Consider the following 23,082-nt stretch of genomic DNA (forward strand, 5'->3'; position numbering starts at 1 on the left):
GTACCCGCCGCCGCCGGCGCAGTACCCGCCGCAGCCGATGCCGCCGCAGTACGGGCAGCCGGGCGCCTATCCGTACCCCGGAGGTCCGGTGCCGCCGCCGCGCAAGGGCAAAGCCCCGCTGGTGGTGGGCCTGGTCCTCGGGTTGGTGGTCCTGCCGTTGCTGCTGTGCGTCGGTGGCGGCTACTACTTCGCCGAGTGGGTGCCGAAGCAGGAGTTCAAGGCGCGTCAGGCCTTGTACGAGAAGCTCGGCGTCCCGGAAGCCTTCACCCGGGATCTGGTGGACGACGACGAGGACTTCGGCAACACCCTCGACACGTTCTTCTACCTCGATTGCCCCAAGGGTGTCTGCCCGGCGAACCCGACCACCTCGATCCACGAGTGGATGACCGACAACGGCGCGGTCAACCTCACCGCCTCCGATGTGGCCGAGTGCATCAAGACGGTCCAGGAGGCACGGGCGGTCAACTGCGATCCCCCGCTCCGCTGGGAGCGGGACGGACAGGTGATCAACCTGTTCCCGATGGGGCTGACGATGGGCAAGACGGTGAAGGACACGCGGTTCAAGCTCAGCGTGAGCATCTCGACGCCGGACTGACGCGGGCTCCGGCCGGCAGCCTGGATTCATGGATGGTCGTCGGTGGTCGTCGATGGTCGTTGAAAAAGTGATATCACATTGATAGTCTCAAGCCATCGCCGATCAGGGAGGTCCCCATGACCGATCACCTCGACCTGCCCACCCCGCAGGTGCGTGAGCGCAACGCCCGGGCCGCCAACGGTTGGCCGGCGCTGGCCGGGTCCATGCTGCTCGTCCTGCTCTCCATCGTCGTGTTCGTGGCCGGGCTCCAGCAGTCGTCCGACGCGGCCATCATCGGCCTCGTCGTGGCCAGCGCGGTGCTCCTGCTGGCCGGCCTGACCGTCGCGGCCGGGCTCACCCCGGTCGCCCCCGGCGAGGCCCGGGTCCTCCAGCTGCTCGGCCGTTACACCGGCACCGTCCGCACCGACGGTCTCCGCTGGGTCAACCCGTTGACCGCCCGCCGCCGGGTCTCCACCCGGATCCGCAACCACGAGACCGACGTCCTCAAGGTCAACGACGCCGACGGCAACCCGATCGAGATCGCCGCCGTGGTCGTCTGGCAGGTCGAGGACACCGCCCGCGCCGTCTTCGAGGTCGACGACTTCATCGAGTTCGTCGCCATCCAGACCGAGACCGCCGTGCGGCACATCGCCAACAGCTACTCCTACGACTCGCACGACACCACCCTGATGTCGCTGCGCGACAACGCCGACGAGATCACCGCCCGGCTGTCCGAGGAGATCGGCGTCCGGGTCGCCGCCGCCGGAGTGAAGATCATCGAGTCTCGGCTGACCCGCCTCGCCTACGCGCCGGAGATCGCGCACGCCATGCTGCGCCGCCAGCAGGCCAACGCGATCGTCGCCGCCCGGGCCCGGATCGTCGAGGGTGCCGTCGGCATGGTCGAGATGGCGCTGCAACGGCTCGCCGAGCACGACGTGGTCGACCTCGACGAGGAGCGCAAGGCGTCCATGGTGAGCAACCTGCTGGTCGTCCTCTGCGGCGATCGGGACGCCCAGCCCGTCGTCAACACGGGCACGCTCTACTCCTAGACACATGGCCACCGAGCGCAAGAAGCTTCTCCTGCGGCTGGACCCCGCCGTGCACGACGCCCTCGCGCGGTGGGCCGGCGACGAGCTTCGCAGCACCAACGCCCAGATCGAGTACCTACTGCGCAAGGCCCTCGGCGACGCCGGCCGGCTCCCCGGTGGGGTCAGCCGGATCCGGGGGCCCGGCAGACCGTCCCACACGAGCGAGCCGGAGGAGGACGAGTGACATGACAGTTCCCGGCAGCCTTGCCCAGCAGATCTTCCTGCTGGCCCACGACCCGGACAAGGGCCGGGTCCGGATCGGCACCCCGCTCGGCGCGATGCTCCGCGCCGCATCCCTCGCCGAGCTGTACCTGAACGGGCATCTCACCGACGAGCGCGGCCGTGCCGCCGTCACCGGCCGGGGCCGGTGCTCCGATCCGGTGCTGGCGGCGATGCTCGACGAGATCGGTGCCTCCCGGCCGCGGAAGTGGCAGTCCTGGGTGGACCGCCGCCAGGGCGCCGCCGTCAGCGCGGTCCGCACCCAGCTCGGCGCGGGCGGGTGGGCGCGGCTGGAGCCGTACAAGATCCTGGGTCTGATCCCCCGGACCAGGGTGACGCCGCGTGACCCGCGCGTCCGCAAGGAACTCCTGCGCCGCGTCCGGGCCGCCCTGACGGACCCGGTCGGCCGGGTGGAGGCCGTCGACGCCGCCCGGGTGGCCGTCGTCGCCGCGGGCGGCCTCGGCCTCGTGCTCGACCGTAAGGCCCGGCGTGCCGCGAAACGGCGCATTCAGGAGCTCACCGTCCTGACCGGACCGGCTGGTCCGGCCCTGCGCAAGTCGATCGAGGCGACGAACAGCAGCGCCGGCGGCTGAACCCACGGGTTCGGGGCAGGACCGGCACGCCCGGGAGAGATTTTGTGTCGTACCCGGGCTCTACGATGCGGTCATGACATCGCGAGAAGACGCCTTGGCCACCATGACAGAGCGGTTTCCGCTGGTCGCCGAGCGCTTCCAGCGGGTGTGGGGGCTGCGGCTGCCACGCCACGTGGCGGTGTTCGCAGCCCTCGCGGCCAGTGACGGCGACGCCCTCTCCGAGCTGATGATCACGCCGTGGGGCGTCACCGACTATTTCCGGGACGGCGGCCTGGACCTGCGTGGCCGAGACGGCCTCGACGAGCGGTTGCACGTCCGTTTCCGCCGAGACCCGGCCGAGTTCGTGACCGTGATGAGCGGCGGTTCCGACGGCCTCCACTACGGCCTCTGGTATGACGACCCCGCCGAGCTGCCGACCATGATCGTCCACAACTACGCCCGGGACACCGCCGAGACCTGGGAGTCGGAGTCGCCGAGCCTGCTCGGAGTGGTCGCTGAGGAGGTGGAGAGCCATCTCAGCGACTACGGCTCCGACGGCGAGGAGGCCGAGCGGATGGCTCCGCTCATCGAGGCCATCGAGTGGTTCGACGCCGCCGACGATGCCGCGCTTCTGGCGGACGGGCCACCCCGGTGGGTGTACGAGCCCCGGTCCTACCTCCGGGTGTCCGTGCTGCCGCTGCTGCCACCGGACGCCGGCGACCCACGCACGGGCGTCTCCGAGGCCCGGCTCGACACCTTCCAGAAGGATCCGGCCGGGGCCGCCGAGTGGATCGCCCAGGCCCGGCGGGAACTGGCCGGCGGGCAACCCGCGCTCGCCCTCGCGGTCGGCAGCGAGCTGCACTGGCTCGACCAGGACGAGTACCGGCAGGACGGTTCCGACCTGCTCGTCGGCGCCTACCGCGCGCTGGGCCGGGACGCCCTCGCCGAGATCGCCACGGTGCACGCCGCCCGCCGTGACCTGGCCTCGGTCCAGGTCCTGGCGAGCTGAGGCCCGGCGTGGGCGTAAATGCGGGGCGGGCGACGGCCGGCGCTGGCATCATCCGTGCGCATGCGCAATGACGACAGTGGAGTGACGTTGCCGCTCCGCTGGGACCTGGTGACGCCGGATCAGCTCGGTTCGCTGCCGGCCGGGTTGCCGGAACCGGATCTGTGGTTCGCGGACGAGCTGGTGGACTGTGCCGCCCGGATGCTGGCCCGCTCCGACGGCGGCCCGGTCTGCTTCGTCGGGCGCTCGCTGGATTCGATGTTCGACCTGCTCAGCGGAGTGGTGACCGACACCGGCCGGCTGTGGCGGCTGCCGTTCACCACGATCTTCCGGTTCTGGACACCGTCCGGCGCCTGGCGGGAGGAGGCCCGCGACATCCTCACACAGTGCGGTCTGACACCGTTCCGGCTCGCCCGCGCCGGTGATCCGGTCTCCCTGGTCGACGTGGTGTCGTCCGGCGGCACGTTCGAATGCCTCTACACCCTGCTGCGCGACTGGGTTCGGGAGGAGCGCGAGCCCTGGGACGTGGTACGCCGCAAGATCCGGTTCATCGGCATCGTCTCCCGCGGCAGCACCAGCCCGAAAACCCACCGGTGGCAGCAGCACGCGGACTGGACGTCGGATCTGCCGGCGGGTGCGGTCAGCAACGTGTCGATGGACCCCCCGCTGTACCGCTACCTGGCCGACCGGCAGACGAAAGTGACCCGCACGTTCGGCCCGGGCGCCGGCGGCCCACCGCCGATCCGGCACGACGACGACGGCCGCCGGGCCCTGGCGGAAGCGGTCGCCCTCGTCGCCTACGGCCGGCGCCCGGAGACCCGGGCGCGGCTGATCCGGGTCCTGTCGGCGCAGAAGCCGTACCCGAAGGCCTGGCTCTCCCTGCTTCGCCGCTGACCGCCTTCAGACTCCTGTGTGCGGGGTTCGGGCGTGACGAGCGGCTGATGTCCACACGTTGTTCCGCGGGGTCGGGGTGTCCGGTTCGGAGATCAGCGGTCGCCGGTGAGGGCGGGGCGGATCTTGTCGGTGATGGCGTGGAGCCGGGCGACGTCGTCGCTGTTCAGGTGGTCGAAAATCAGGCGGCGGACCTCGGCGACATGACCGGGGGCGGCCGCTTCCAGGACTGTGAAACCGGCGTCGGTCAGGTTGGCGATCTGGCCGCGTCTGTCGGTCGGGCACGCGTGGCGGCGTACCCAGCCGCGCTGTTCCAGATTGGCGACGGCGTGGGACAGGCGGGTCGTGGTGGTGCCGGTCAGGCGGGCGAGTTCGGTCATGCGCATCGACCGGTTCGGGCTGTCGCTGAGGGTCGCCAGGATCTGGTAATAGGCGTGCGGGATGCCGGCGTCCTCGCGGAGTTGCCGGTCCAGGGCGCTGGGCAGCAGCATCAGCACCTGAGCCAGGTTCAGCCAGGCGTCGAGTTCCCCCGGATCGAGCCACCGCGGACCTGGCGGGGCGGCGGGGTTCCCGAACCCGGAGCCGGACCCGAACCCGGGGCCGGTCCGAGGACTGGAGTCGGAGTCCGGCTTAGGACCGTAACCGGGGTTGGAGCGGGGCCCGGAGTCGGGGCGGGGGTTGGGGCCGTGACCGGAGCTGGAGGCCGAGCCGGGGATGGGGCGGGTGCCGGTCATCGGAGACCTGCCCGGGTGGGGGCCGGGACGAGCAGAGTCGTGGGGGAGACGAGCAGAGTCGTGGGGGAGAGGACGTGCTGGTTGACGGCGCGGGCGGAGTCGGCCAGGCCGGGGAACTCGATGACCTCGACGCCGTTGCGGCGCAGGGTTCCGACGCCGTCGCAGTCGGCGAACAGGGTGGGCTCGCGCCATGCCAGGACCACCCGGCTGATCCCGGCGGCCAGGATCAGGTCGGTGCAGGTGGCGGGACGCGACCGGCGGGCCGTGCACGGCTCCAGCGACGTGTAGATCGTGGCGCCGGACAGGTTCAGGCCGGCGAGTTTGGCCAGGGCCTCCTCTTCGGCGTGGTGGTGCGGGTGGGATTCGCCGGTGTAGCCGGTGGCCAGCACCTCGCCACCGGCGGCGAGGATGATCGCGCCGACGGCGTATCGGTCCGCGACCGGCGGCGCCAGCCGCGACTGCTCGATCGCCTGGACCAGCAGCCCGTGGTGGTCGAGCGGCACGTCCAAGGCCGGTACGTCCAAGATCGGCATAGCCGAGGGCGGCACGTCCAAGGCCTGTACACCCAAGGTCGGCACAGCTGAGGGCGGCACGTCGAGACGCGGCACAGCCGAGGACGGCACGACCGAGGGCGGCGCCTCCGAACGCGGTGCCTCCAGTCGCGGCGCGGCCTGGTGGTGGTCGACGGTTCTGGTCATGCGGCGGGTGGGAGGTCGATGGTGTGGGCGGTGTGGTCGCGCTTGGTGGCCAGGTAGCGGGCGTTGGCGGCGGACAGGTGCACGCCGGTGGGGACCCGTTCGGTGACCGTCACGCCGAGGGCGTCCAGTTGGGCGGCCTTGTCCGGGTTGTTGGTGAGCAGCCGGATCCGGTCGGCGCCGAGGGCGGCGAGCATCTGCGCGGCGGCGGTGTAGTCGCGTTCGTCCTCGCCGCGGCCCAGCGCCAGGTTCGCCTGGTAGGTGTCGAGGCCGGAGTCCTGGAGGGCGTAGGCGTCGAGTTTCGCGTACAACCCGATGCCGCGGCCCTCCTGACGCAGGTAGAGCAGGTAGCCGCCGGTCTCGGTGATCCGCTCGGCGGCCTCGCGCAACTGCGGGCCGCAGTCGCAGCGCTGCGAGCCGAACACGTCGCCGGTCATGCATTCGGAGTGCAGCCGCACCAGCGGCACCTCGGCTCCGGACACGTCGCCGAGGGCGAGGGCCAGGTGCTCCTGACCGTCGGCCAGGCCGGTGAAGGTGAACACCTCGGCCGTCGTGGCGTAACCGTCCGGGAACCGTAACGGCACTGTCACCCGTGTACGCACTGCCGCGGCTGCCGTCTGTGCCGTGACCGTCATGTCGTACCCCCCAGGTTGTTGAACTTTCACCAAGCATCGACGCGGGATGTTGAAAGATCAACAAACCTCGGGGTGGGGTACATCACCGTGGGCCAGGCGGCTTCAGGTGGTCGAGTCGTCGTAGCCGCTCGGGATCGCCCCGGAGACCCGCAGCAGCGGGAGCACCTTCTCGTTGAGATCGGCGATACCGTCCGAAGCACCGGGATGTGGATGTTGAACCCGGCCACCGCGCCGGAGCTCCACCAGTCCAGCACCGTGTCGGCGACCTCCCGGGGTGCCGACCGCCAGCCGGTGACCGCCCTCCACCCGGCGCACCAGCTGCCGGGGCGTGATCTCCTCGGCCGCCGCCGGCTCGGCGAAAGACTTGACGAACTCGACCCGCCCGTGCTGGTCCTCGCTGTGAGCGAACAGCTCCGGTCGGAGCGGCAGATCCAGTGACGAGCGAGGTCGACGGCCCAGTCGAGCTCCAGGAAGTCGGCGATCAACCCGTCCTTGCCGTGGTGGCCGTGCAGTGACTCGTGCATGTGGTGCGCCCTACCGGGTCACCGTGAGGCCCGGCAGCAGTCGCAGGACCGGGTGCGGAGCCGGTGCTGTTCAGCGCGACATTCAGGTCCAGACAGTGCGCGGGTATCAGTCATCTCCAGTCCAGATGGCGTGGTCATATACGGTGCGGCCGGAGGGTCGACGCCGGGAGCGGCGGCGCCGCACGTCGACGAGGAAGCCCGGGTACGCGCCCCGGACGCCGGACGCTGTCCCTGGCGATGATCGTGCTGCCGGATCACGGCGCCCGGAACCCCTCGGCCGTACCCGGGCGCCGTCGCCTTCATCGCGGGTCTCCTGACGGCGTGCCGGGATCGTCGACGCTGCTGAACAGGTCGGGCGTGTCGTCGGCGGGCCGTGGTGGGGTGAGGGTCGCGGTCGCGATGTCGCCGACCGGCACGTACTCGATGGCCTGGCCGGTCCACAGCATCAGCGACAGGTCGACGCCGGGCACCGGGGCGGGCGCGCGGGACACCGTCCAGATCGCCGCGGCCGGCACCTGCGCCGCGGTGACCAGCGCGGACGGCCCGGCCAGCAGGAAGTCGAAGTCGAAGTCGACCATCATCCGCAGCATCGTCGACCGGTTCGGGGTGTCCACGCCGGTGAACGCCTCGTCCAGCCACAGTGGCCGGGGTGCGTCCGGCGACTCGGCGAACAGCGTGACCAGGGTGGCGAGCAGCGGCTGCAACAGGGTGACCACCTTGCCGCCGCCGGAGTCCACCGAGTGGACCTGCCTGGTCAGCGGCCGCCATTTGCTGTCGCCGATCCGGAACTCCGGGACGATGTCGAACCAGGCCCGGTAGTCCAGCAGGCGGGACAGGTGTTCCACCCAGTCGTCGGTGCCGACCAGGCCGGACTCCTGGGCCTCGCGGAGCCGGTCGGCGAGGAACAGCCGCATCTGCTCCTGCGAATCGGCCGAGTCGATGGTGCCCTTCTCCAGGGCCTCCAGGATGTGGTAGCCGTGCCGCTGGCCCTCGGCCGGCCGCCGGATCAGCCGCAGCTTGGTCTTGTTGACCCCGGTCGGGTGCCGGTCGAGGACCGTGTTGACCGCCTTCAGCAGGTCGACCACCCGGGTCATCCGGTCGGCGAGGTGGTTGATGAACGTCGACGACAGCAGCTCGGTGTACATCTGGTGCAGCTTCTCGTCGTGGCTCGCCGACAGTTGGGTGACCAGCTCCAACAGGTGCTCGACGGCGGCCGGCGGGGTGAGCTGGGTGCCGGACGCGTCGACCACCAGCATGATCGCCGGCAGCGGGGTGACGTCGTCGGCGTCCACGGCGATCACCGACCGGCCGCCGGACGCCTCCAGCTTGGCCTGCAACTCGAAACGCGGGTTGGTGAACGCGCGGTGCTGGGCCGCCGCGACCCGTCGCGCCTTCTCCTCGGCGGTGTCCGGCCAGCCCGGCGGCCGGAGCGCCGCCACCGCCACGTGCGCCTGCGCGAGGGCGGCGGCGAGGCCCCGCCCGGCCGGTTCCGGCAGGTCGCGGGCGGTGGCGAGACCGGCGTCGACGGGCACCCACCAGTCCGCGACGGCGGCGTCCCGGTGAGCGACCGCGGCCGCTGCCGCGCGGCGGCGGGTCTCGGTGAGGTTGCGGGCGGTGGAGGCGTCGGCGGCCAGCCGCAGGCCGCGCCGCCGGCTGCCGGACGCGGCGCCGGCCGCGTCGCTGATGTCCTTCTCCAGCTGTGCGGCCCGGTCGAGCTGGGCCCGGTCGTCGCGGTCGATGGAGTCGGCCGCCTCGGCCGCTTCGATCCGCAGGCGGGCGGCGGTCTCGGCGGCTTCCCGGCCGGCCTCGTCGGCCTCGTCGACGGCCGCGGCCGCCGCGTCGACCCCGGCGGCGGTGCCGGCGACCGCCCGGGTGGCGGTGTCGAGTTCGCGCAGCGCCAGCCGCAGGTCGGTGCCGGCGCGGGCGGCCGTGTCGACGGCGGTGCCGACCGCGTCGAGCCGGTCGTGGCCGGCGGGCAGTCGGTGCTCGGCGGCGTACCCGGCGGCGGCCGTGGTCGCCTCGTCGGCGGCCCGCTTCGCCTTGGCGGCGTCGTCCTGGGCCTGGGCGTGCGCGAGATGGGCCCGGTCCCGTTCGGCGACCGCGGTGTGGTGGCCGTTGGCGGCGGTGACCACGGCGGTGTCGTCCGGGCAGGTGTCGGCGGAGTTCCGCAGCCGGGCCACCCTGGTGTTGACGGCGGCGGCCTCGGCGAGCCGGGTGGCGGCCTCCTGCCGCTGCCGCAGCGCCTCCTGACGGAGGGCGTCGATACGGCGACGGCGGGCATGGGTACGCGCGGCGGTGCCGATCAGCTCAGCGCCGTGCTCCGCGCGGGCGGCCCGGCCGGCCAGGCCCGTCATGCGCCAGCGGCCGTCGGCGGCGACCGAGGACTCCCCGGTCAGGGCCGCACCGACAGCGGAATAGCCGATGCGAGCCAGCAACCCGGTGACCATCCCGGTCAACGATCCGGCATCCTCGGCCGGCTGCAGGACCGCAGCGAGCGTGGAACCGGTGACCGCCGTGGTGGAATCGGCGCCGGCCCGGCCGCCGGCGAAAGCGGTGGGGTCGGCACCCGGCCGACCGGCGGTGAAGGCGGTGCCGTCGGTCTCGTCCCTGACTGCCGTGAAAGCGCTGAGAACCGTGTCATCGCCGTCACGGCCGGCCGCCCACATCCCGTCCGAAGTCACCCAGGCGTGCAGCAGCCCGGCGGCGGTGAGCGCCGCCTCCACCGTGGCGAGAACGTCGGCGCCGAGCCCGTCGACCGGGTCGAGCAGTCGCCACAGCGGCGCCCCGTCCGGCCCCGGGAACGCCGGCCGCTCCCGCCGGGTCCAGCCGTACGGCGCCGGCGGCTGCGGATCGCCGGCCTGTTCCAGTCTCGTGGCCTCCTGATCGGCCTCGGCCGCTCGCTGCTCGGCGATCCCCGCCGCCGCCCGGAGCTCCGCCACCGTCTCGGTCAGCGGCACCACCGTCGGATCGAGCCACTGCCGGGCCACCAGCGTCCGCAGCACCGGACGTGGCCGGGCCGCGCTGGACTGCGCGGTCACGTCCTGGACCCACCGGTCCCGCAGGCCGGCGTCGGGCGCGTCGTCGTGCAGTTCGGCGGCCCACCGTTCGATCCGGTCGGACACCTCCTGCAGCGCGTCGCTCATCCGGGTCTGCGCGGCGCGTGCCGCCGCGACCCGGGACTGCCATTCGGTACGGGCCTGCTCCGCGAACCGGTCGGCGTTGCGCCAGGCCGCGTCCTTGTCGCCGGTCTCGCGCAGCAGCCGCCGCAGCGCCCCGATGCGGGACCGCCGGTCGGTGACGGCGGCGTCGATCCGGTCCACGTCGCGGGCGGCGACCCACTGTGGCGCCTCGTCGCCGAGCCCGGCGGCCACCACCGCGGCGGCGGCGTGCCCGGCGGCCTGGTCGACAGCGGTCCGGGCCTGGCCGAGTTGCCCGGTGGCCTCCCGGTGCAGGCTCTCGGCCCGGTCGTGGTCGGCGCGGAGCCGGTCCAGGCGCTGTCCGGCGGTGTCCCGCTGCCGTTCGGCGTCCTCGGCCTCGCGGCGCAGCCGTTCGGCGTTGCGGGTGCGGCCGTCGGCGTCCCGGTACGCGTCGCTGCGCAGCAGCTGGGTCAGCGCGGCCTGCGCGTGCCGGGCCTGCTCCTCGAGGACCTCGGTCCGGTCGGTCTCGACCCGCAGATCGTCCTGCGCCTGATCGAGGGCCGCGTCGGCGGAGCACACCGCGTCCTCGGCGGCGGTGACCGCGGCGTCGGCGTCGAGGAGCGCGTCGGCGCGGGCCCGCAGCAGCGCGTCCACCCACGGCCGCCACGACTTGCCCAGGTAGAGCGCGACCGCGTCGCGGGCCGCCTCGGCGTCGTTGCGGTCGTGGCTGAGCTGTTCGAGCTGCTGCCAGCCGGCGGCCAGTTCCTCCACCTCGGTCCGGGCGACCGGTGGCAAGGCGGCCCGGATCTGAGCAGTGAACCAGTCCGGGTCGAGGCGCTGGCCCAGATGCGGGGTACGCAGCGTCTTGAGCATCTCCAGCACGGTGGCGTACCGGTCGGTGTCGGTGAACCCGAACAGCTCGGTGGCGATCCGGTCGGCGTACCGGCGGCCGGAGTCCATCACGGTCAGCCCGTCGATGCCGTGCAGGTCGCGCGGTTCGACGGCGGCCCGGCCGACGGCCAGGTCGATGCCGTCCCGGACGCGGGCCTTGCCCCGGCAGATGATCCACGTCGGGGGCATGTGGCTGACCCCGCGTTTGGCCTGCGCGTACAGCAGCGCGGTGAAGTACTCCGGCTCGCCGCCCTCGCCGAGCCGGGCGAACTCCACCCAGGCCCAGCCACGGTTGGTCTGCGCGGTCGTCTCCCGCCGGTCCCGCGGGTCGTCGGTCGGCTCGACGTAATAGCGGAACGACTTGTCCGATTGGCCGAACGTGTCGATGTACTGCCGGTCCAGGGCGCCGGCCAGCATGGTCAGGGTGGTCAGCGCCATCAGCGTCGACTTGCCGGACTGGTTGGCGCCGACGAACTGGGCGCGCCCGTCGGCGAACCAGTACTCGCTGACGTCGAACTCCCACAGGTTCACCAGCCCGGCCCGGGACGCCTGCCAGCGAGTCCGGGTCGGCACGGGCAGTCCCGCGTGGCTGACGGCGTCCCGCCAGGCGGCCAGTTCCCGGTCGCTCACGGCGGGCCCGACCGGGCTGTCGGGGTGGGTCATCGGGCGCGCTCCGCGGTGTCGGTGAAGGTGATGGTCGGGTCCCGGTAACGGCCGGCGACGGCGGCGAGGGTCCACGAGCCGTCGGCGGCGACGGTCAGCAGGCCCAGCTCGGTCAGCCGCGTCTCGGCGTCCCGCCGGACCGCGCCGGGCACGGTCTTCTGGACCTTGTTCATGTACGCGCCACGGTCGTCGGTCAGGTAGCCGATCACCATGTCGACGTCGGCGTTCGTCAGATGCACCCGGCCGTCGGGCAGCCGGGTGCCGTCCCGGCCGGCCTGGTCGGCGGCGAGCAGCGCCACCCAGTCCGCGGCCCGCGGCCGGGGCCACTCGGCGACCGTCGGCGGGGTCTGCTCGTCGTCGGTGAGCACCAGCAGCAGCCCTTCGGCGCGGGCCTCGCACGTGCCGCCGGTCATCTGCGCCAGGTCGCCGGCGCGCTGGCCACGGGACTGCCGGAGCGCGTCGGCCTCGTCGGGCGGGAGGTCGGCGTACGCCAGATGCGGGGTCTCCAGAAGGGCCCGCAGGTGACGCAGCGTGCGGGTGGTCGCCTGCTCCTCCTCGTCGGCGGGCTCCGGGGCCAGCGCCAGACCCAGCACGTCGGGGCTGGTCATCAGCAGCAGCGCGTCCCGGTCCACCTCGTAGCCGGCGCCCGGTCCGGCACCGGACTCGGTCCACTCGTCGAGGAGCTTCTCGTCACTGGTCCGCCGGCGCAGCACCCCCCAATGCGCGAGGATCCCGGCGGCGTCCCGCAACTGGACCCGCTGCACCCGGTCGTCGGGGTCGTATCCGGACAGGTGCACGCCGGGCGCCGCCGACAGGTCACGCACCATGTCGGACAGCCGTTGCAGGGTGACCGCCCCGGAGATCTCCTCGCAGCAGGCGGCGAGCCGGCAGGCCAGCGACAGCAGCCGCCGGTCCGGCGCGTCGGCGGGCCGGGGCGGCGCGGTGACCTCCCCGCCGATCGGCACCCGGATCAGCCGGACCGCGTGCCCGACCCGCTGGAGGCGGTACCCGGCCCGCTGCGCGTAGTCGGTGACGGTCTGCTGGCGCTGCACGACCTGCCGGTGCAGGTGCGCGTCGGTGGCCGGGGTGACGAGCGGGCGGGCCAGCAGCCCGAGGAAGGCCCGCTGCGCCTCCCGGACGTCCGCGGTGGTGCTCACGTGTGGATCTCCAGCGGTTCGATGTGCAGGCGGATGTCGGGATGCACGAGCCGCCCGTCGGGGGTGTGCAGCACCGCGGACGGTGCGCCGGGCGGCGCCGGTTCGGCGCGCAGCGACCAGCGGGCGTCGTCACTGACCGCGGTCCGGACCCCGGACGCGTCCGGACGGGTCGTGTTGACCGCGCCCAGCAGCAGCAACAGCAGGTCCAGCTCGGCGGCGTCGACCTCGGGCCACTGCGACAGCGGCAACCCGGACCGGGCCAGGACGCGGGCCTCGGTGCCGGCCGCCGCACCGCGCAGGCGGGCGGCGAACTCGCGGGCGGCCCGGCGGGCGTCGCGGCGATCGGCGATCCGGGCCGGTGCGCCGCCGCCCGTCGCTTTCGGGCCCTGCCGGCGCAACCTGGCCTCCACCTCGACCGGCTCGGCCTCCCAGAACGACACCGCGCCCGGGTTCCCCGCCGGGGCCGGTGTGGCGCCGGGCAGATGCCGGGCCGCATAGAGCCCGGTGGCGGCGCACCACAGTCGCCAAGCGGCCTGCTCGTCGGCGGCGCCCTCGATCCCGGTGGCCAGGCGCAGCAGCTCGGCCCGTCGCGACACGTGCCCGCCGACCGCGGCGAGGACCCGCTGGCTGCTCAGCAGGGGCCGGATGGTGTCGCGCATCTGCCGCCGCAACCGGCGGGCCTGGCAGTCCGGACCGTCGAACCAGCTGCGCAGGGTCGCGAGGGTCTGCGCGTACGACCGGGTCAGCTCCTCGATCGCGGCGTCGTCGGCGGAGGCGCCCAGGGTGTGCACGGCGATCCGCCGCCACCGCGCGGGCTCGACCGCGGTGAGCCGGGTGACCAGCTCGGTGATGGCGTCGGAGTGGGTGTCGACGCCCGCGCCCCACATGTCGACATAGCGCCGGAGGGTCTCCTGCACGACGGTGATCTTGCGCTGGTCGGGGGTGCCGGCCAGCGCCCCGGCCAGACGGGCCTGCCAGCTGGCGGCCGCGTCGGCCATCGCCCGGTACGTCGTCTGGATCACCGACCAGGCAGCCGCCGCCGCGACCGGATCGGTGGCGGCCGCCGCCTCCAGGACCGCCAACTGGGCGGTCAGCACCCCGGGCGCCATGGTGGCGGCCGCGCCGGACGCCACGTCCTCCCCGAGGGTGAGCACGGCCCGGTGCAGCTGGGCGGCGGTCTCGGTCAGCTGGTAGCGGTCGAAGTCGAGGACGAAGTCGGCGTCCCGGGTGACCCGGTCCTGGAAGATGTGGATGACCTGCCAGCGTTTCAGGTCGGCCATCCGGGCCTTGAGATGGAACGCCGGATCGTCGAGGACCGCCGGGTCCCCGCCGGCGCCCACGATGTGCGCACGCAACAGCCCGGGCAGGTCGGCCGCGGCGATCCCGGTCAGGGTGTGCTGCTGCTGGGCCAGCAGGACGTCGACGATCAACCGGTACTGAACGGCGTACACCCGATGGGTCAGGTAGCTCGCCTCGATCAGGCCACCGGGCAGGCCGGCGCGCTGCCACTCCGGGCCGGACCCGCCCTCGGGCGCATCCGCAGCATCGTTCTCCACCCGGCGGTGACCTCCTCGTCCCTTTTCGCGGTATCGCGCCAGGCAGCATAGGCAACGGGTCCGACACTTCCGGCGGCCCGGAGGGCGCGGATGCGATCCCCGCCACTGCGCGAAGCCGTCCACCAGCCGTCGAACCGTGACTGTCGGCTGCCCGACACGATCACGCCACCGGCGGGTCCGGCCACGCTTCCCGCGGTTCGAGGGCACTGTCCGGCGACCAGCCTTGTTCAGCGCGCGGTCAGTCATTCAGCCGACACGCTCCGGGCGTGCGCGGTGGGAGGCTGAGCGGAAGGAGGCGGTCATGCCAACGGTGATCTTCGTGCACGGCACCGGCGTCCGCGAGCCGGCGTTCTCCACCCTTTTTCGGCAGGTCGCGACCCGTCTGCGGGAGCGGCGGCCCGGTTACCGCATCGTGCCCTGTTACTGGGGTGAGGTCGCGGGCGCACGGCTGTGGCGCGGCGGCGCGTCGATCCCCGACTACGAGACCGCGCGCGGTCCCGAACCTCTCGCCGACGACGAGGACCTGGCCCTGTGGAGCCTGCTCCACCAGGACCCGCTGTGGGAGCTGCGGACCCTGGCCCTGGCCGGCGCCGGCGACGAGGAACTGCCGCCGAACGTGATGCTGCCCGGCGACGAGCTGGACGACCGGATCCGCCGGACCGAGATCACCGACGACCTGACGGCGCCGTTCAGCGCGGACGCGGTCCGGGCCGCCCGGACCGCGGTGACCGGGGACGCCGCCTACCACGCCGCGCTCGCCGCCGCATCGTCCAGCCTCGGCCCGACCCGGACGGCGGTCGCCCGCGCGATCGTGGCGTACACCGTCGTCGACCAGCCGGCGATGCCGGACGCGGAGACCCGGGACCGGCTCGTCACCGCGCTGACCGACGCGTTCGGCGGCACCGACAAGGCGGTCCGGGACGTGCTGCTGTCCCCGGTCCGCGGGCTGGCGCTGCGGATCGCCACCGACCGGGTCCGGCGGCGGCGCGGTTCGATCACCGACGCCGCCTACCCGGCCGCCGGCGACGTGCTGCTCTATCAGGCACGCGGCGACCGGATCCGGGCCGCGATCGCCGAGCGGATCAGCGCGGTGGACGGGCCGGTCGTCCTGATCACCCACTCGCTGGGCGGGATCGCCGCCGTCGACCTGCTGGTGTCCCAGCCCTCGCCCACGGTCGAGCTGCTGGTCACGGTCGGTTCGCAGGCGCCGTTCCTGTACGAGATCGGCGCGCTGTGGAGCCTGCCGCACGACGCCGGACTGCCCGCGCACATGCCGGCCTGGCTCAACGTCTACGACGAGCGCGACATGCTCAGCTACCTGGGGAACGGCCCGTTCGGCGACCGGGTGCGGGACGTCCGGGTGGACAGCGGGCAGCCGTTCCCGGCCTCGCACAGCGCGTACTGGAGCAACCGGCACGTGTGGGACGCGATCGTGGAGCGGCTGCCGTGACCACGGCCGCTCCGGACCGTACCCATGCCCTGATCGTGGGGGTGGAACGGTATGCGATCGGCAAGACCTGGGACCTGAACGGCCCGGCCCGCGACGCGGCCAGGTTCGCCGGCTGGCTGCGGCAGCGCGGGGTGCCGGCCGAGAACCTGCACGTGTACGTGTCACCGCTCCCCGAGAACTCGCCGCCTCCGGAGCTGCCGCCGGGGGTGGCCGTGCTGCCCGCCACCCGCGACGCCGTCACCGCCGCCCTGACCACCGTGCTGCCCGCCGTCCACGGCGACCTGCTGTGGCTGTACTGGGCCGGTCACGGCGTGCTGACCAGGGAGGAGAGCCGCCGGCTGTTCTACGCCGACGCCTCCGCCACCGACAAGCGCAACCTGGACCTGACGTCGTTGCTGACCGTGCTGCGCTCGGACACCTACGCCGGGCTGCCGGCCCAGGTCGTCGTGGTCGACGCCTGCCAGAACCACGCCGACCGGATGCCGACGGCCGGCACCCTGCCGACCGACACCTTCGCGTACGGGCGGCCGTCGCCCTCCCGGGACCAGTTCGTCCTCTACGCCGCCAGCCCGGGGCAGGTCGCGATCAACCGCGCGGGCGCCGGAGTCCTCACCGACGCGCTGCTGACCGAACTGGACACCGAGCCCGCCACCGTCTGGCCACCCGGCATGGTCGCCGTCACCACCCGGCTGACCGGCCGGTTCGTGGAGCTGCGCGACGCCGGGAAGGCCGGCCAGGTCCCCACCTCGTTCACCTACCGCACCTGGTCCGGCGGCGAGTCGACCCTCGCCGCCGCGCCCGGCGGCGGCCGTACCGGACCGCGGCCCGCACGCGTCGCCACGATCCGGGCGCTGGTGGGGGCGCTGCTGGCGATCCCCGACGCGGCCGATCCGATGAGCCGGGCGACGCTCGTACGGCGGCTGCGGGTGGGGATCGCCGGCACCATCCGGTTCGCCGCCACCGACCGGGGACACCTGGTCAACATCGTCAGCCGCTGCGCGGAATGGCCCGGCGGCGTCGCCGAGCTGATGGACAACCTCAAACTGCTCGTCGATCCCGAGGACCCCGCCGTGGTACGGGCCGACGAGGCCGCCGCCCGGCTCGCCACCGAGATCGGCGAGGACTACCCGTGACCGCCGCCGGCGAGCGGGACCGGGTCGTGCTCGGCGGGGCGACCCTGCTTGACAGCCAGCGCAGACAGCTCGTCGCGGCCCTGGTCCGGGTCGGGCTCGACGACTGGGAGACCCGGTCCGCCGTGATCCGCCGGGTGCGGGCCCGCCGCGACGACTTCGACTTCCCGCACACCGGCCGGTCCTATCTCGCCGACATCAACGCCATGCTGGCCGCCGCCCTCACCGACGGCGACATCCTCGACGATCTGCTCGACGAGATCGGCCTGCCTCTGCCGGCCGACGATCCCGCCTGGGTCGACCTGCTCACCCTGATCCCGACGATGCTGCCGCGCAGCCCGCTGACCAAACGTGAACTCGCCGCCCTGCTCGCCGTCGACCTGCCCGAGCCGCCGAGCCCGGGTCAGCTGAGCCGGGTGGCCCGGGAACTGTGGCCCCGCGGGCCGCAACGGGCCGACCTGTTCACCGGCGTGCGGGCGACGGCCCTCACCCTGCTCGGCGGTGTCGACCTGCGCGGTGGCATGTGCCGGCTGGTCCGGTTCGCGTGGTGGCTGGGCAGGTACGCACGGGACCTGGGCGACAGCGCGCCGGCGGACCGGTTCGAGGAGTGGGCGCGGCAGGTGACCGGGCGGCATGCGCTGACGGTCGCGGCCGGATGGGAGCCGCCCTCCGTCGAGGCGTCGGCGGCCGACCCGCCCGCGCTGCTCGTCGAACTCGACCCGGATGTGCCGCGACGAGGGGCGTACGCCGTACATCTGCGGGTCTGGCGTCCGGGAAGTGGTCTGGAACCGCTCACCGGGTGGCCCGGCGAGAACGACTACTACCGGCCCGAGGAGCTGGAACAACGGCTCGGGGAGCTGATCGGGCTGGCGGCCGCGAGGTTCGGTGACACGGGACCGCGGCTGCGGGTGGAGTTCCAGGTCGACGACGACCTGGTGCACTACACCGCCGACCGGTGGCGGCTGGCGACCCGCAGGCGCGGGCCGTTCCCGCCGCTCGGGGCGGAACGGCAGGTGCTGATCCGGCCCCGGCGGCAGCCGCTCGACCCGGAGGAGCGCCAGGACTGGGCGCGGCGCTGGCGGCAGCTGCGCACCGGCGGCAGACGGCTCGGCGAGCTGTGCGTGTGGGTGCCGGACGAGACGGCGTACGACGAGATGGCGCTCTGGAGCCACTTCGACGAACACCCCGACGGTGTCCTGGTGGTGCCGGTCGGACCGCCGGAGAAAGTCGAGGAGAAGCTCTGCGAGCTGCTGCACCAGAGCGTCCACGGTGGCCTGCCGATCGCGCTCTGCGTGCGCCGCGATCCGGACCGGGCGGCGGAGGTACTGGCGTGGCTGCGACGGCAGCTCGACGGCAGACCGGTCGCCGACCTGCCGGAACAGGTGCGGGCCTGGCGGCGGGACGCGGCCCGGACGCCCGGGCACTTCGGCGCGGATCTGATCCTGCTGTGGGACGACTACGACAGGTGGCCGGACGCGCGATTCAGCAATCCCGCGGTGGTACCGGAGGAGGCGGCATGAAGGAGTGGTGGCGGTACCGGGGCGACGGCAAGCCCCACCAGGACTGGGTTCTGCCGGACGCCCCGTCGTGGCGCGCGTTCGCCCCGCGCCAGCGCTTCGGCGACATGGCCCGCGGTGCGACGTTCCAGGCCGAGGAACGCGAGATCGACCTGGTGAACGCGGCGCTGATGCTCCGGCGGCCGCTGCTGATCACCGGGGCTCCCGGCACCGGCAAGTCGTCGCTGGCGTTCGCCGTCGCCTACGAACTCGACCTGGGGCCGGTGCTGTACTGGCCGATCAACAGTCGCAGCACCCTGCGCGAGGGCCTGTACGAGTACGACGCGATCGGCCGTCTCCAGGACAACGGCATGGCGACCGGCACGCCCGACATCGGCCCGTACCTGACCCTCAACGCCCTCGGCACCGCCCTGCTGCCCCGCTCCCGACCGCGCGTCCTGCTCATCGACGAACTCGACAAGGGTGACATCGATCTGCCGAACGACCTGCTCAACGTGTTCGAGGAGGGCGGCTTCCCGATCCCCGAGCTGGTCCGGCTGGCCGATCGCGCGCCGGACGTGGAGATCCGTACCGCCGACGGCGGGCGGGCCGTCGTCGGCGGGGGAGAGGTCCGTTGCTCGGAGTTCCCGTTCGTGGTGCTGACCAGCAACGGCGAACGCGACTTCCCGCCCGCCTTCCTGCGCCGCTGCCTGCAACTGGACCTGAAAGCACCGGACCGGCAGAAACTGATCCGGATCGTACGGGCGCACCTGGACGCCGAAGTCGCGGCCGCCGCCGATCCGCTGATCACCGAGTTCCTCCGCCGCCGCGACCGGGACCTGCTCGCCACCGACCAGCTCCTCAACGCCGTCTACCTGCTCGCCGGCGACTCCGGCAGAGCGCCCGCCGGCCGGGAGGCGCTGCTGGACGCGCTGCTCAGATCGCTGGGGGAGGCGGCCGGATGATCGACGGGGTGATCTCGGTTCTGCGGGCGGCCGGTTTCGAGCCGACCTGGGAGGAGGTCGCCGACACCGTCTGGCTGGCCGGTCAGATCACCGGCGAGCCGATCCCGCCCGCCACCGGAACGCCCGCGCCACCGCCTGAGGGAGACCCCGCGCCGGGCCGGGCGCCGGGCCGCCCGGCGACCCCGCGATCACCGCCCGCCGCCGCCCCGGCGCCCGACGTGCCACCGGCCGCCCTCACCGTTCCGGCCGCGCCGGGGGCGTCCTGGCAGCACGGCGAACTGAGTTTCCGGACCCCGGCCTCGACCGCCCTGCCCGGCGCGCGCAAGCTCGGACGATCCCTGCGGGCGCTGAAGCGCCGGGTCCCCGCCCGGACCGGCACGGTCCTCGACGAGATCGCCACCGCGGACCGCGCCGCCGACGGCGGGCTCTGGCTGCCGGTGCTGCGCCCGGGCACGGAACGCTGGCTCGACCTGGCCGTCGTCGTCGACCAGAGCCCGTCCATGGCGGTCTGGGCCCGTGCCGTGGAAGAGCTGCGCGGCCTGCTGGAACGCCTCGGAGCCTTCCGCGACGTACGGATCTGGCTGCTGGAGACCGGGGAGACGCCGGTGCTGCGGGCCGGCACCGCGTCCGGGACCAGCAGACCGCGGACCGCGTCACCCCGCGACCTGCTCGACCCCGGCGGGCGGCGGCTCATCCTGGTGGTCAGCGACTGTGTGGGCGACGGATGGCACACCGGGGCGGTGCCGTCGCTGCTGCACCTGTGGGGCGGGCAGGGCCCGGTCGCGATCGTGCAGGTGCTGCCGCAGCGGCTGTGGCGGTACACGGCGGTGCGGACCGAGCGGGTGGAGCTGCGGTCGCCGTACCCGGGGGCGCCGAACGAGCGCCTGCGAGACGCCTTCTGGGCGCCCGCCGTGCCACGGACCCGTCGGCGCCGGAACGCGGCGGTGCAGGCGGCTGCCGTACCGGTGCCGGTGGTTCCGCTGGAGACGCGCTGGCTGGCGCCCTGGTCGGCGCTCGTCGCCGGGGCCGGCGGGCGAGCGGTGCCGTCCGTGGTCACCTGGGTCCGGGCCGGGGACGGCCAGGCCCCGCCGCAGGCTCCGGACGCCGGGCGGATGACGGCGGAGGAACGGCTGCGGCAGTTCCGGGCGGTGGTGTCGCCGGAGGCGTTCCAGCTGGCCGGGTATCTGGCGGCGGTGCCGCTGACGCTGCCGGTGATGCGGCTGGTCCAGGAGGCGATGATGCCCGGGACCGGGCAGGCGCACCTGGCCGAGGTGCTGCTCACGGTGCTGGAGCGGAAGACCCCCGAGGACGCGGCGATTCATCCGGACGACGTCGGATACGACTTCGCCGATGGGGTACGGGATCTGCTGCTCGACACCGTCCTCGGCAGTGAGGTGCTGAGCGTCCTGCACACGGTCGGCGACTTCGTCGGCCGGCACAGCCACCGCGGTCGGACCTTCGCCTCCGCGCTGCTGGAGGCGCCGGACGGCGACGTGTCCGCCGGGGAGCGGGCGTTCGCACTGGTCAGCGCCGCGACGCTACGCCGGTTCGGCCCGGACTACACCGGCCTGGCCGACCGTCTGGAGGGCCGGCCCGCGCACGTCCCGCAGCCCGGGGCCCGCCTGATCCTGGACGTGGTGCCGATCCGGCGGGAGGACGGCGCGGAACTGCTCGCGTTGCGCGCCGAGGGCCGGGACCGCCTGTCGGTGATGCCGGTGACCAGTGACGAACCCGCATTGGCCCTGTCCCGTTATCGCCCCGGCGTCGAGGCAGCACGATCGGCGGGGCGACGGCTCCACGACGCGATCACCGTCGACCCGGAGGTGCGCGACCTGCTCAGAGGGCGGCCCGGAACGCTGCTGGCGCCGGCCGACTCGTTGCCCTGGGAGTCGCTGTGCACGCCGGACGGCCGGTTCCTCGCGGTCGACGAGGGGTGGGGCGTCGGCCGGTTCTTCGAGCACCGGTCGTCGTCGCTGCCCTATTGGCCGATCGTCGGGCCGGTGCGCGTGCTGGCGATCCTCGCCTCCCCGGTGGTCACCGGCGACGCCGAGTTCGAGGCCCTGCTCCAGGCGTCCGGGCCCACCGGCGGCGGCGTACAGATGCTCGTGGTCGCCGTCGAGGAGCGGATCCTCGAGCACGCCCGCCGTCGTTCCCCGTGGTTGCGCGCGGAGGCCGTCCCACCGACCGTGACCGGCCTCCGTGACCTGGTCCGTTCGTTCCGGCCGCAGGTCGTCCACATCTTCGGTTACGCGGAGGCCGGTCCGGCCCCGACGCTCGAACTGGGCACCCGGGCCGGGATGACCTCGCGGGTCCCCTCGGCGACGTTGCAGGTGGGGCCGGGGTCGCTGCGCGGATGGTGGGATCACGCCGTGACGGCGCCGATCGTCGTCGTCATGGCATCGGAGAGCGCCCCGTTCTGCCGGCGGCTCGTCGACCAGGGTTCGGTCATCGCCGCGATCGGCATGCGGTCCCACCTGACCGTGCCCGACTCGGCGTCGTTCACCTCCGCCTTCTACCGCGAACTGTTGCCGCTGCTCGCCGGCGCGGCATCCGGTTCCGGCGCCGTGCCCGTCGATCTCGCCGCTCTCGTCACACCGGCCCGGCGGGCGCTCGCGCAACGGGACCGCCGGAGCGCGGTCTGGACCATGCCGATCGTCTACACGCCCCGTCAGACGCTCATCGCCCGCGCGGTCACCGCGGAAGCCGTCACCAACCTGGCCAGGGCCGACGTGTTCGACGAGTTCCTCACCCGGCTGCCGCCGGAGACCCCGGCCGAGGTCACCGCCGAGATCCAGGCGGGTCGTGACCAGGCCCGGAGCCAGGCGTACGGAATCGTCACCGATGCCTTCGACCGGGAGTCGGCGAAGGCCGGGGCCGATCTCCTGCGTCCCTCCCTCGACCATCCGGCGCTGATCAGCCCCGGCATGCTCGGCGAGATGACGGAGGTGCTGACGTATTCACCGCGCACGTTGAAAGAGGTGCAGGACTCCCTGCGGAGGATGGCTGTCGTCTTCGACGAACTGCCGCCCTTGCGGAGGTATCACGCGGTGCGCATGGCCGTCGCCGACCGGCTGATCGCCGCGTTGCACACCTCGGTGTCCGATCCCCGTTGGTTCGAGGCGCTCGCGATCGACTGGAGCCGCCGATACCGCTTCGCGCTGCTGGAGGCGGCCCGGCCCGACGAGGACGTGTCGGCCGCCTGGCAGAGCTTCTTCCGCCGGGCCGTGAACATGACCGTGAGCCGGCACGACGCGGCGGCGCTCGGCATGAACGTCGCCCTCAATCTCGACCTCCCGCTCACCCTGGTCCGGACCTGGGAGGAGTTCGGCGCGCCGGACGGCGAGGCGCCCGGCCATGACTACCTGCTGTTCCGGCGGATCCTGAAGAACGAGGTCCCGGCGTTGTTCACGATGTCCGCGCGGATCGCCCGGCGGCAGAACGAGCCGCGGTTCCAGCCCCTCGACGGCTGGACCCGCGCCATGTTCGCCGACGTCTTCTCCGGCCGTGCCTGGGATCAAGCCCTGCGTCTGTGGCCGCTGCACGACGACCTGGCGGACCGGGGCGTGGCGCGGGAGACCCTGGACGCCGCCACCGCACAGCTGGGGGAACTGTTGATGGAGCGTTCCTTGTAAATGCTCGTCGTGGCCACGGTATGACCATCTAGATATAGATGTTCTTCACTTGCGCTTCCCCATACTG

General features: G+C 73.3%; 18 protein-coding genes. 12 read left to right on the forward strand and 6 right to left on the reverse strand.

Annotated features, from left to right (window positions below; genetic code table 11):
• Positions 1-37: 37 nt before the first annotated feature.
• From Aut01nite_RS33075 to Aut01nite_RS33100, 6 genes are all read left to right on the forward strand, one after another.
• Positions 38-595 carry a hypothetical protein gene (locus Aut01nite_RS33075; protein WP_043530728.1) on the forward strand — a complete coding sequence of 186 codons (558 nt, stop codon included), beginning with the start codon at positions 38-40 and terminating at the stop codon, positions 593-595.
• A gap of 116 nt (positions 596-711) precedes the next feature.
• Complete coding sequence (locus tag Aut01nite_RS33080; protein ID WP_043530726.1) at positions 712-1,623, forward strand: SPFH domain-containing protein; 912 nt, start codon at positions 712-714, stop codon at positions 1,621-1,623.
• Between the two features lie 4 nt (positions 1,624-1,627).
• Positions 1,628-1,846 (forward strand): type II toxin-antitoxin system antitoxin, encoded by a 219-nt coding sequence (locus Aut01nite_RS33085; RefSeq protein WP_043530724.1) that lies wholly within the window; start codon positions 1,628-1,630, stop codon positions 1,844-1,846.
• Position 1,847: 1 nt separating this feature from the next.
• A complete protein-coding gene (locus tag Aut01nite_RS33090; RefSeq protein ID WP_043530722.1) occupies positions 1,848-2,474 on the forward strand; it encodes a GOLPH3/VPS74 family protein in 627 nt (208 codons plus the stop codon).
• A gap of 73 nt (positions 2,475-2,547) precedes the next feature.
• Positions 2,548-3,462: an ADP-ribosylation family protein gene (locus Aut01nite_RS33095; RefSeq protein ID WP_083999770.1), complete on the forward strand. Its 915-nt coding sequence runs from the start codon at positions 2,548-2,550 to the stop codon at positions 3,460-3,462.
• Positions 3,463-3,522: 60 nt separating this feature from the next.
• Entirely contained in the window at positions 3,523-4,353 is an 831-nt protein-coding gene (locus tag Aut01nite_RS33100) for a hypothetical protein (RefSeq protein WP_152629009.1), read from the forward strand.
• Positions 4,354-4,445: 92 nt separating this feature from the next.
• Here the strand turns inward: Aut01nite_RS33100 and Aut01nite_RS43885 are convergent, their stop codons facing one another.
• From Aut01nite_RS43885 to Aut01nite_RS33115, 3 genes are all read right to left on the reverse strand, one after another.
• Positions 4,446-5,084 carry a MarR family winged helix-turn-helix transcriptional regulator gene (locus tag Aut01nite_RS43885; protein WP_239124623.1) on the reverse strand — a complete coding sequence of 213 codons (639 nt, stop codon included), beginning with the start codon at positions 5,082-5,084 and terminating at the stop codon, positions 4,446-4,448.
• Positions 5,081-5,617 carry a deaminase gene (locus Aut01nite_RS33110; protein WP_204037761.1) on the reverse strand — a complete coding sequence of 179 codons (537 nt, stop codon included), beginning with the start codon at positions 5,615-5,617 and terminating at the stop codon, positions 5,081-5,083. Before Aut01nite_RS33110 ends, Aut01nite_RS43885 begins: the two co-directional genes overlap by 4 nt.
• 161 nt (positions 5,618-5,778) lie before the next feature.
• Positions 5,779-6,414 (reverse strand): GTP cyclohydrolase II, encoded by a 636-nt coding sequence (locus Aut01nite_RS33115; protein WP_043527667.1) that lies wholly within the window; start codon positions 6,412-6,414, stop codon positions 5,779-5,781.
• Between the two features lie 210 nt (positions 6,415-6,624).
• Between Aut01nite_RS33115 and Aut01nite_RS33120 the strand changes: the two genes are divergently transcribed.
• Entirely contained in the window at positions 6,625-6,852 is a 228-nt protein-coding gene (locus Aut01nite_RS33120) for a hypothetical protein (protein WP_204037763.1), read from the forward strand.
• A 385-nt stretch (positions 6,853-7,237) separates the two neighbouring features.
• Here the strand turns inward: Aut01nite_RS33120 and Aut01nite_RS33125 are convergent, their stop codons facing one another.
• The 3 genes from Aut01nite_RS33125 to Aut01nite_RS33135 are packed head-to-tail and all read right to left on the reverse strand — an operon-like array spanning position 7,238 to position 14,342.
• Positions 7,238-11,629 (reverse strand): SbcC/MukB-like Walker B domain-containing protein, encoded by a 4,392-nt coding sequence (locus tag Aut01nite_RS33125; RefSeq protein WP_043527664.1) that lies wholly within the window; start codon positions 11,627-11,629, stop codon positions 7,238-7,240.
• Entirely contained in the window at positions 11,626-12,786 is a 1,161-nt protein-coding gene (locus Aut01nite_RS33130) for a TIGR02678 family protein (protein WP_204037765.1), read from the reverse strand. The genes Aut01nite_RS33125 and Aut01nite_RS33130 overlap by 4 nt, the downstream gene beginning before the upstream one ends.
• A complete protein-coding gene (locus Aut01nite_RS33135; RefSeq protein ID WP_052164028.1) occupies positions 12,783-14,342 on the reverse strand; it encodes a DUF2397 domain-containing protein in 1,560 nt (519 codons plus the stop codon). Before Aut01nite_RS33135 ends, Aut01nite_RS33130 begins: the two co-directional genes overlap by 4 nt.
• Positions 14,343-14,643: 301 nt before the next feature.
• Here Aut01nite_RS33135 and Aut01nite_RS33140 point away from each other — a divergent pair, with 301 nt between their 5' ends.
• From Aut01nite_RS33140 to Aut01nite_RS33160, 5 genes are read left to right on the forward strand one after another with little or no spacing between them, the layout of a single operon-like run.
• Complete coding sequence (locus tag Aut01nite_RS33140) at positions 14,644-15,792, forward strand: RBBP9/YdeN family alpha/beta hydrolase (protein ID WP_043527662.1); 1,149 nt, start codon at positions 14,644-14,646, stop codon at positions 15,790-15,792.
• Positions 15,789-16,925, forward strand: a complete 1,137-nt coding sequence (locus Aut01nite_RS33145; protein WP_052164026.1) for a caspase family protein — start codon at positions 15,789-15,791, stop codon at positions 16,923-16,925. The genes Aut01nite_RS33140 and Aut01nite_RS33145 overlap by 4 nt, the downstream gene beginning before the upstream one ends.
• Complete coding sequence (locus tag Aut01nite_RS33150) at positions 16,922-18,442, forward strand: VMAP-C domain-containing protein (RefSeq protein WP_043527660.1); 1,521 nt, start codon at positions 16,922-16,924, stop codon at positions 18,440-18,442. The genes Aut01nite_RS33145 and Aut01nite_RS33150 overlap by 4 nt, the downstream gene beginning before the upstream one ends.
• Positions 18,439-19,383, forward strand: coding sequence for an AAA family ATPase (locus Aut01nite_RS33155; protein ID WP_043527658.1), 945 nt, complete (start codon positions 18,439-18,441; stop codon positions 19,381-19,383). The genes Aut01nite_RS33150 and Aut01nite_RS33155 overlap by 4 nt, the downstream gene beginning before the upstream one ends.
• Positions 19,380-23,015: a DUF5995 family protein gene (locus tag Aut01nite_RS33160; RefSeq protein ID WP_204037767.1), complete on the forward strand. Its 3,636-nt coding sequence runs from the start codon at positions 19,380-19,382 to the stop codon at positions 23,013-23,015. Before Aut01nite_RS33155 ends, Aut01nite_RS33160 begins: the two co-directional genes overlap by 4 nt.
• The last annotated feature ends 67 nt before the right edge of the window (positions 23,016-23,082 follow it).

It is taken from the genome of Actinoplanes utahensis (genome assembly GCF_016862455.1).
GTDB lineage: Bacteria > Actinomycetota > Actinomycetes > Mycobacteriales > Micromonosporaceae > Actinoplanes > Actinoplanes utahensis.

Coding starts and splice junctions, on each gene's coding strand:
- Aut01nite_RS33075 (WP_043530728.1), top strand. CDS start 38: ATGCCGCCGCAGTACGGGCAGCCGGGCGCCTATCCGTACCCCGGAGGT.
- Aut01nite_RS33080 (WP_043530726.1), top strand. CDS start 712: ATGACCGATCACCTCGACCTGCCCACCCCGCAGGTGCGTGAGCGCAAC.
- Aut01nite_RS33085 (WP_043530724.1), top strand. CDS start 1,628: ATGGCCACCGAGCGCAAGAAGCTTCTCCTGCGGCTGGACCCCGCCGTG.
- Aut01nite_RS33090 (WP_043530722.1), top strand. CDS start 1,848: ATGACAGTTCCCGGCAGCCTTGCCCAGCAGATCTTCCTGCTGGCCCAC.
- Aut01nite_RS33095 (WP_083999770.1), top strand. CDS start 2,548: ATGACATCGCGAGAAGACGCCTTGGCCACCATGACAGAGCGGTTTCCG.
- Aut01nite_RS33100 (WP_152629009.1), top strand. CDS start 3,523: ATGCGCAATGACGACAGTGGAGTGACGTTGCCGCTCCGCTGGGACCTG.
- Aut01nite_RS43885 (WP_239124623.1), bottom strand. CDS start 5,084: ATGACCGGCACCCGCCCCATCCCCGGCTCGGCCTCCAGCTCCGGTCAC.
- Aut01nite_RS33110 (WP_204037761.1), bottom strand. CDS start 5,617: ATGCCGATCTTGGACGTACCGGCCTTGGACGTGCCGCTCGACCACCAC.
- Aut01nite_RS33115 (WP_043527667.1), bottom strand. CDS start 6,414: ATGACGGTCACGGCACAGACGGCAGCCGCGGCAGTGCGTACACGGGTG.
- Aut01nite_RS33120 (WP_204037763.1), top strand. CDS start 6,625: ATGTTGAACCCGGCCACCGCGCCGGAGCTCCACCAGTCCAGCACCGTG.
- Aut01nite_RS33125 (WP_043527664.1), bottom strand. CDS start 11,629: ATGACCCACCCCGACAGCCCGGTCGGGCCCGCCGTGAGCGACCGGGAA.
- Aut01nite_RS33140 (WP_043527662.1), top strand. CDS start 14,644: ATGCCAACGGTGATCTTCGTGCACGGCACCGGCGTCCGCGAGCCGGCG.
- Aut01nite_RS33155 (WP_043527658.1), top strand. CDS start 18,439: ATGAAGGAGTGGTGGCGGTACCGGGGCGACGGCAAGCCCCACCAGGAC.
- Aut01nite_RS33160 (WP_204037767.1), top strand. CDS start 19,380: ATGATCGACGGGGTGATCTCGGTTCTGCGGGCGGCCGGTTTCGAGCCG.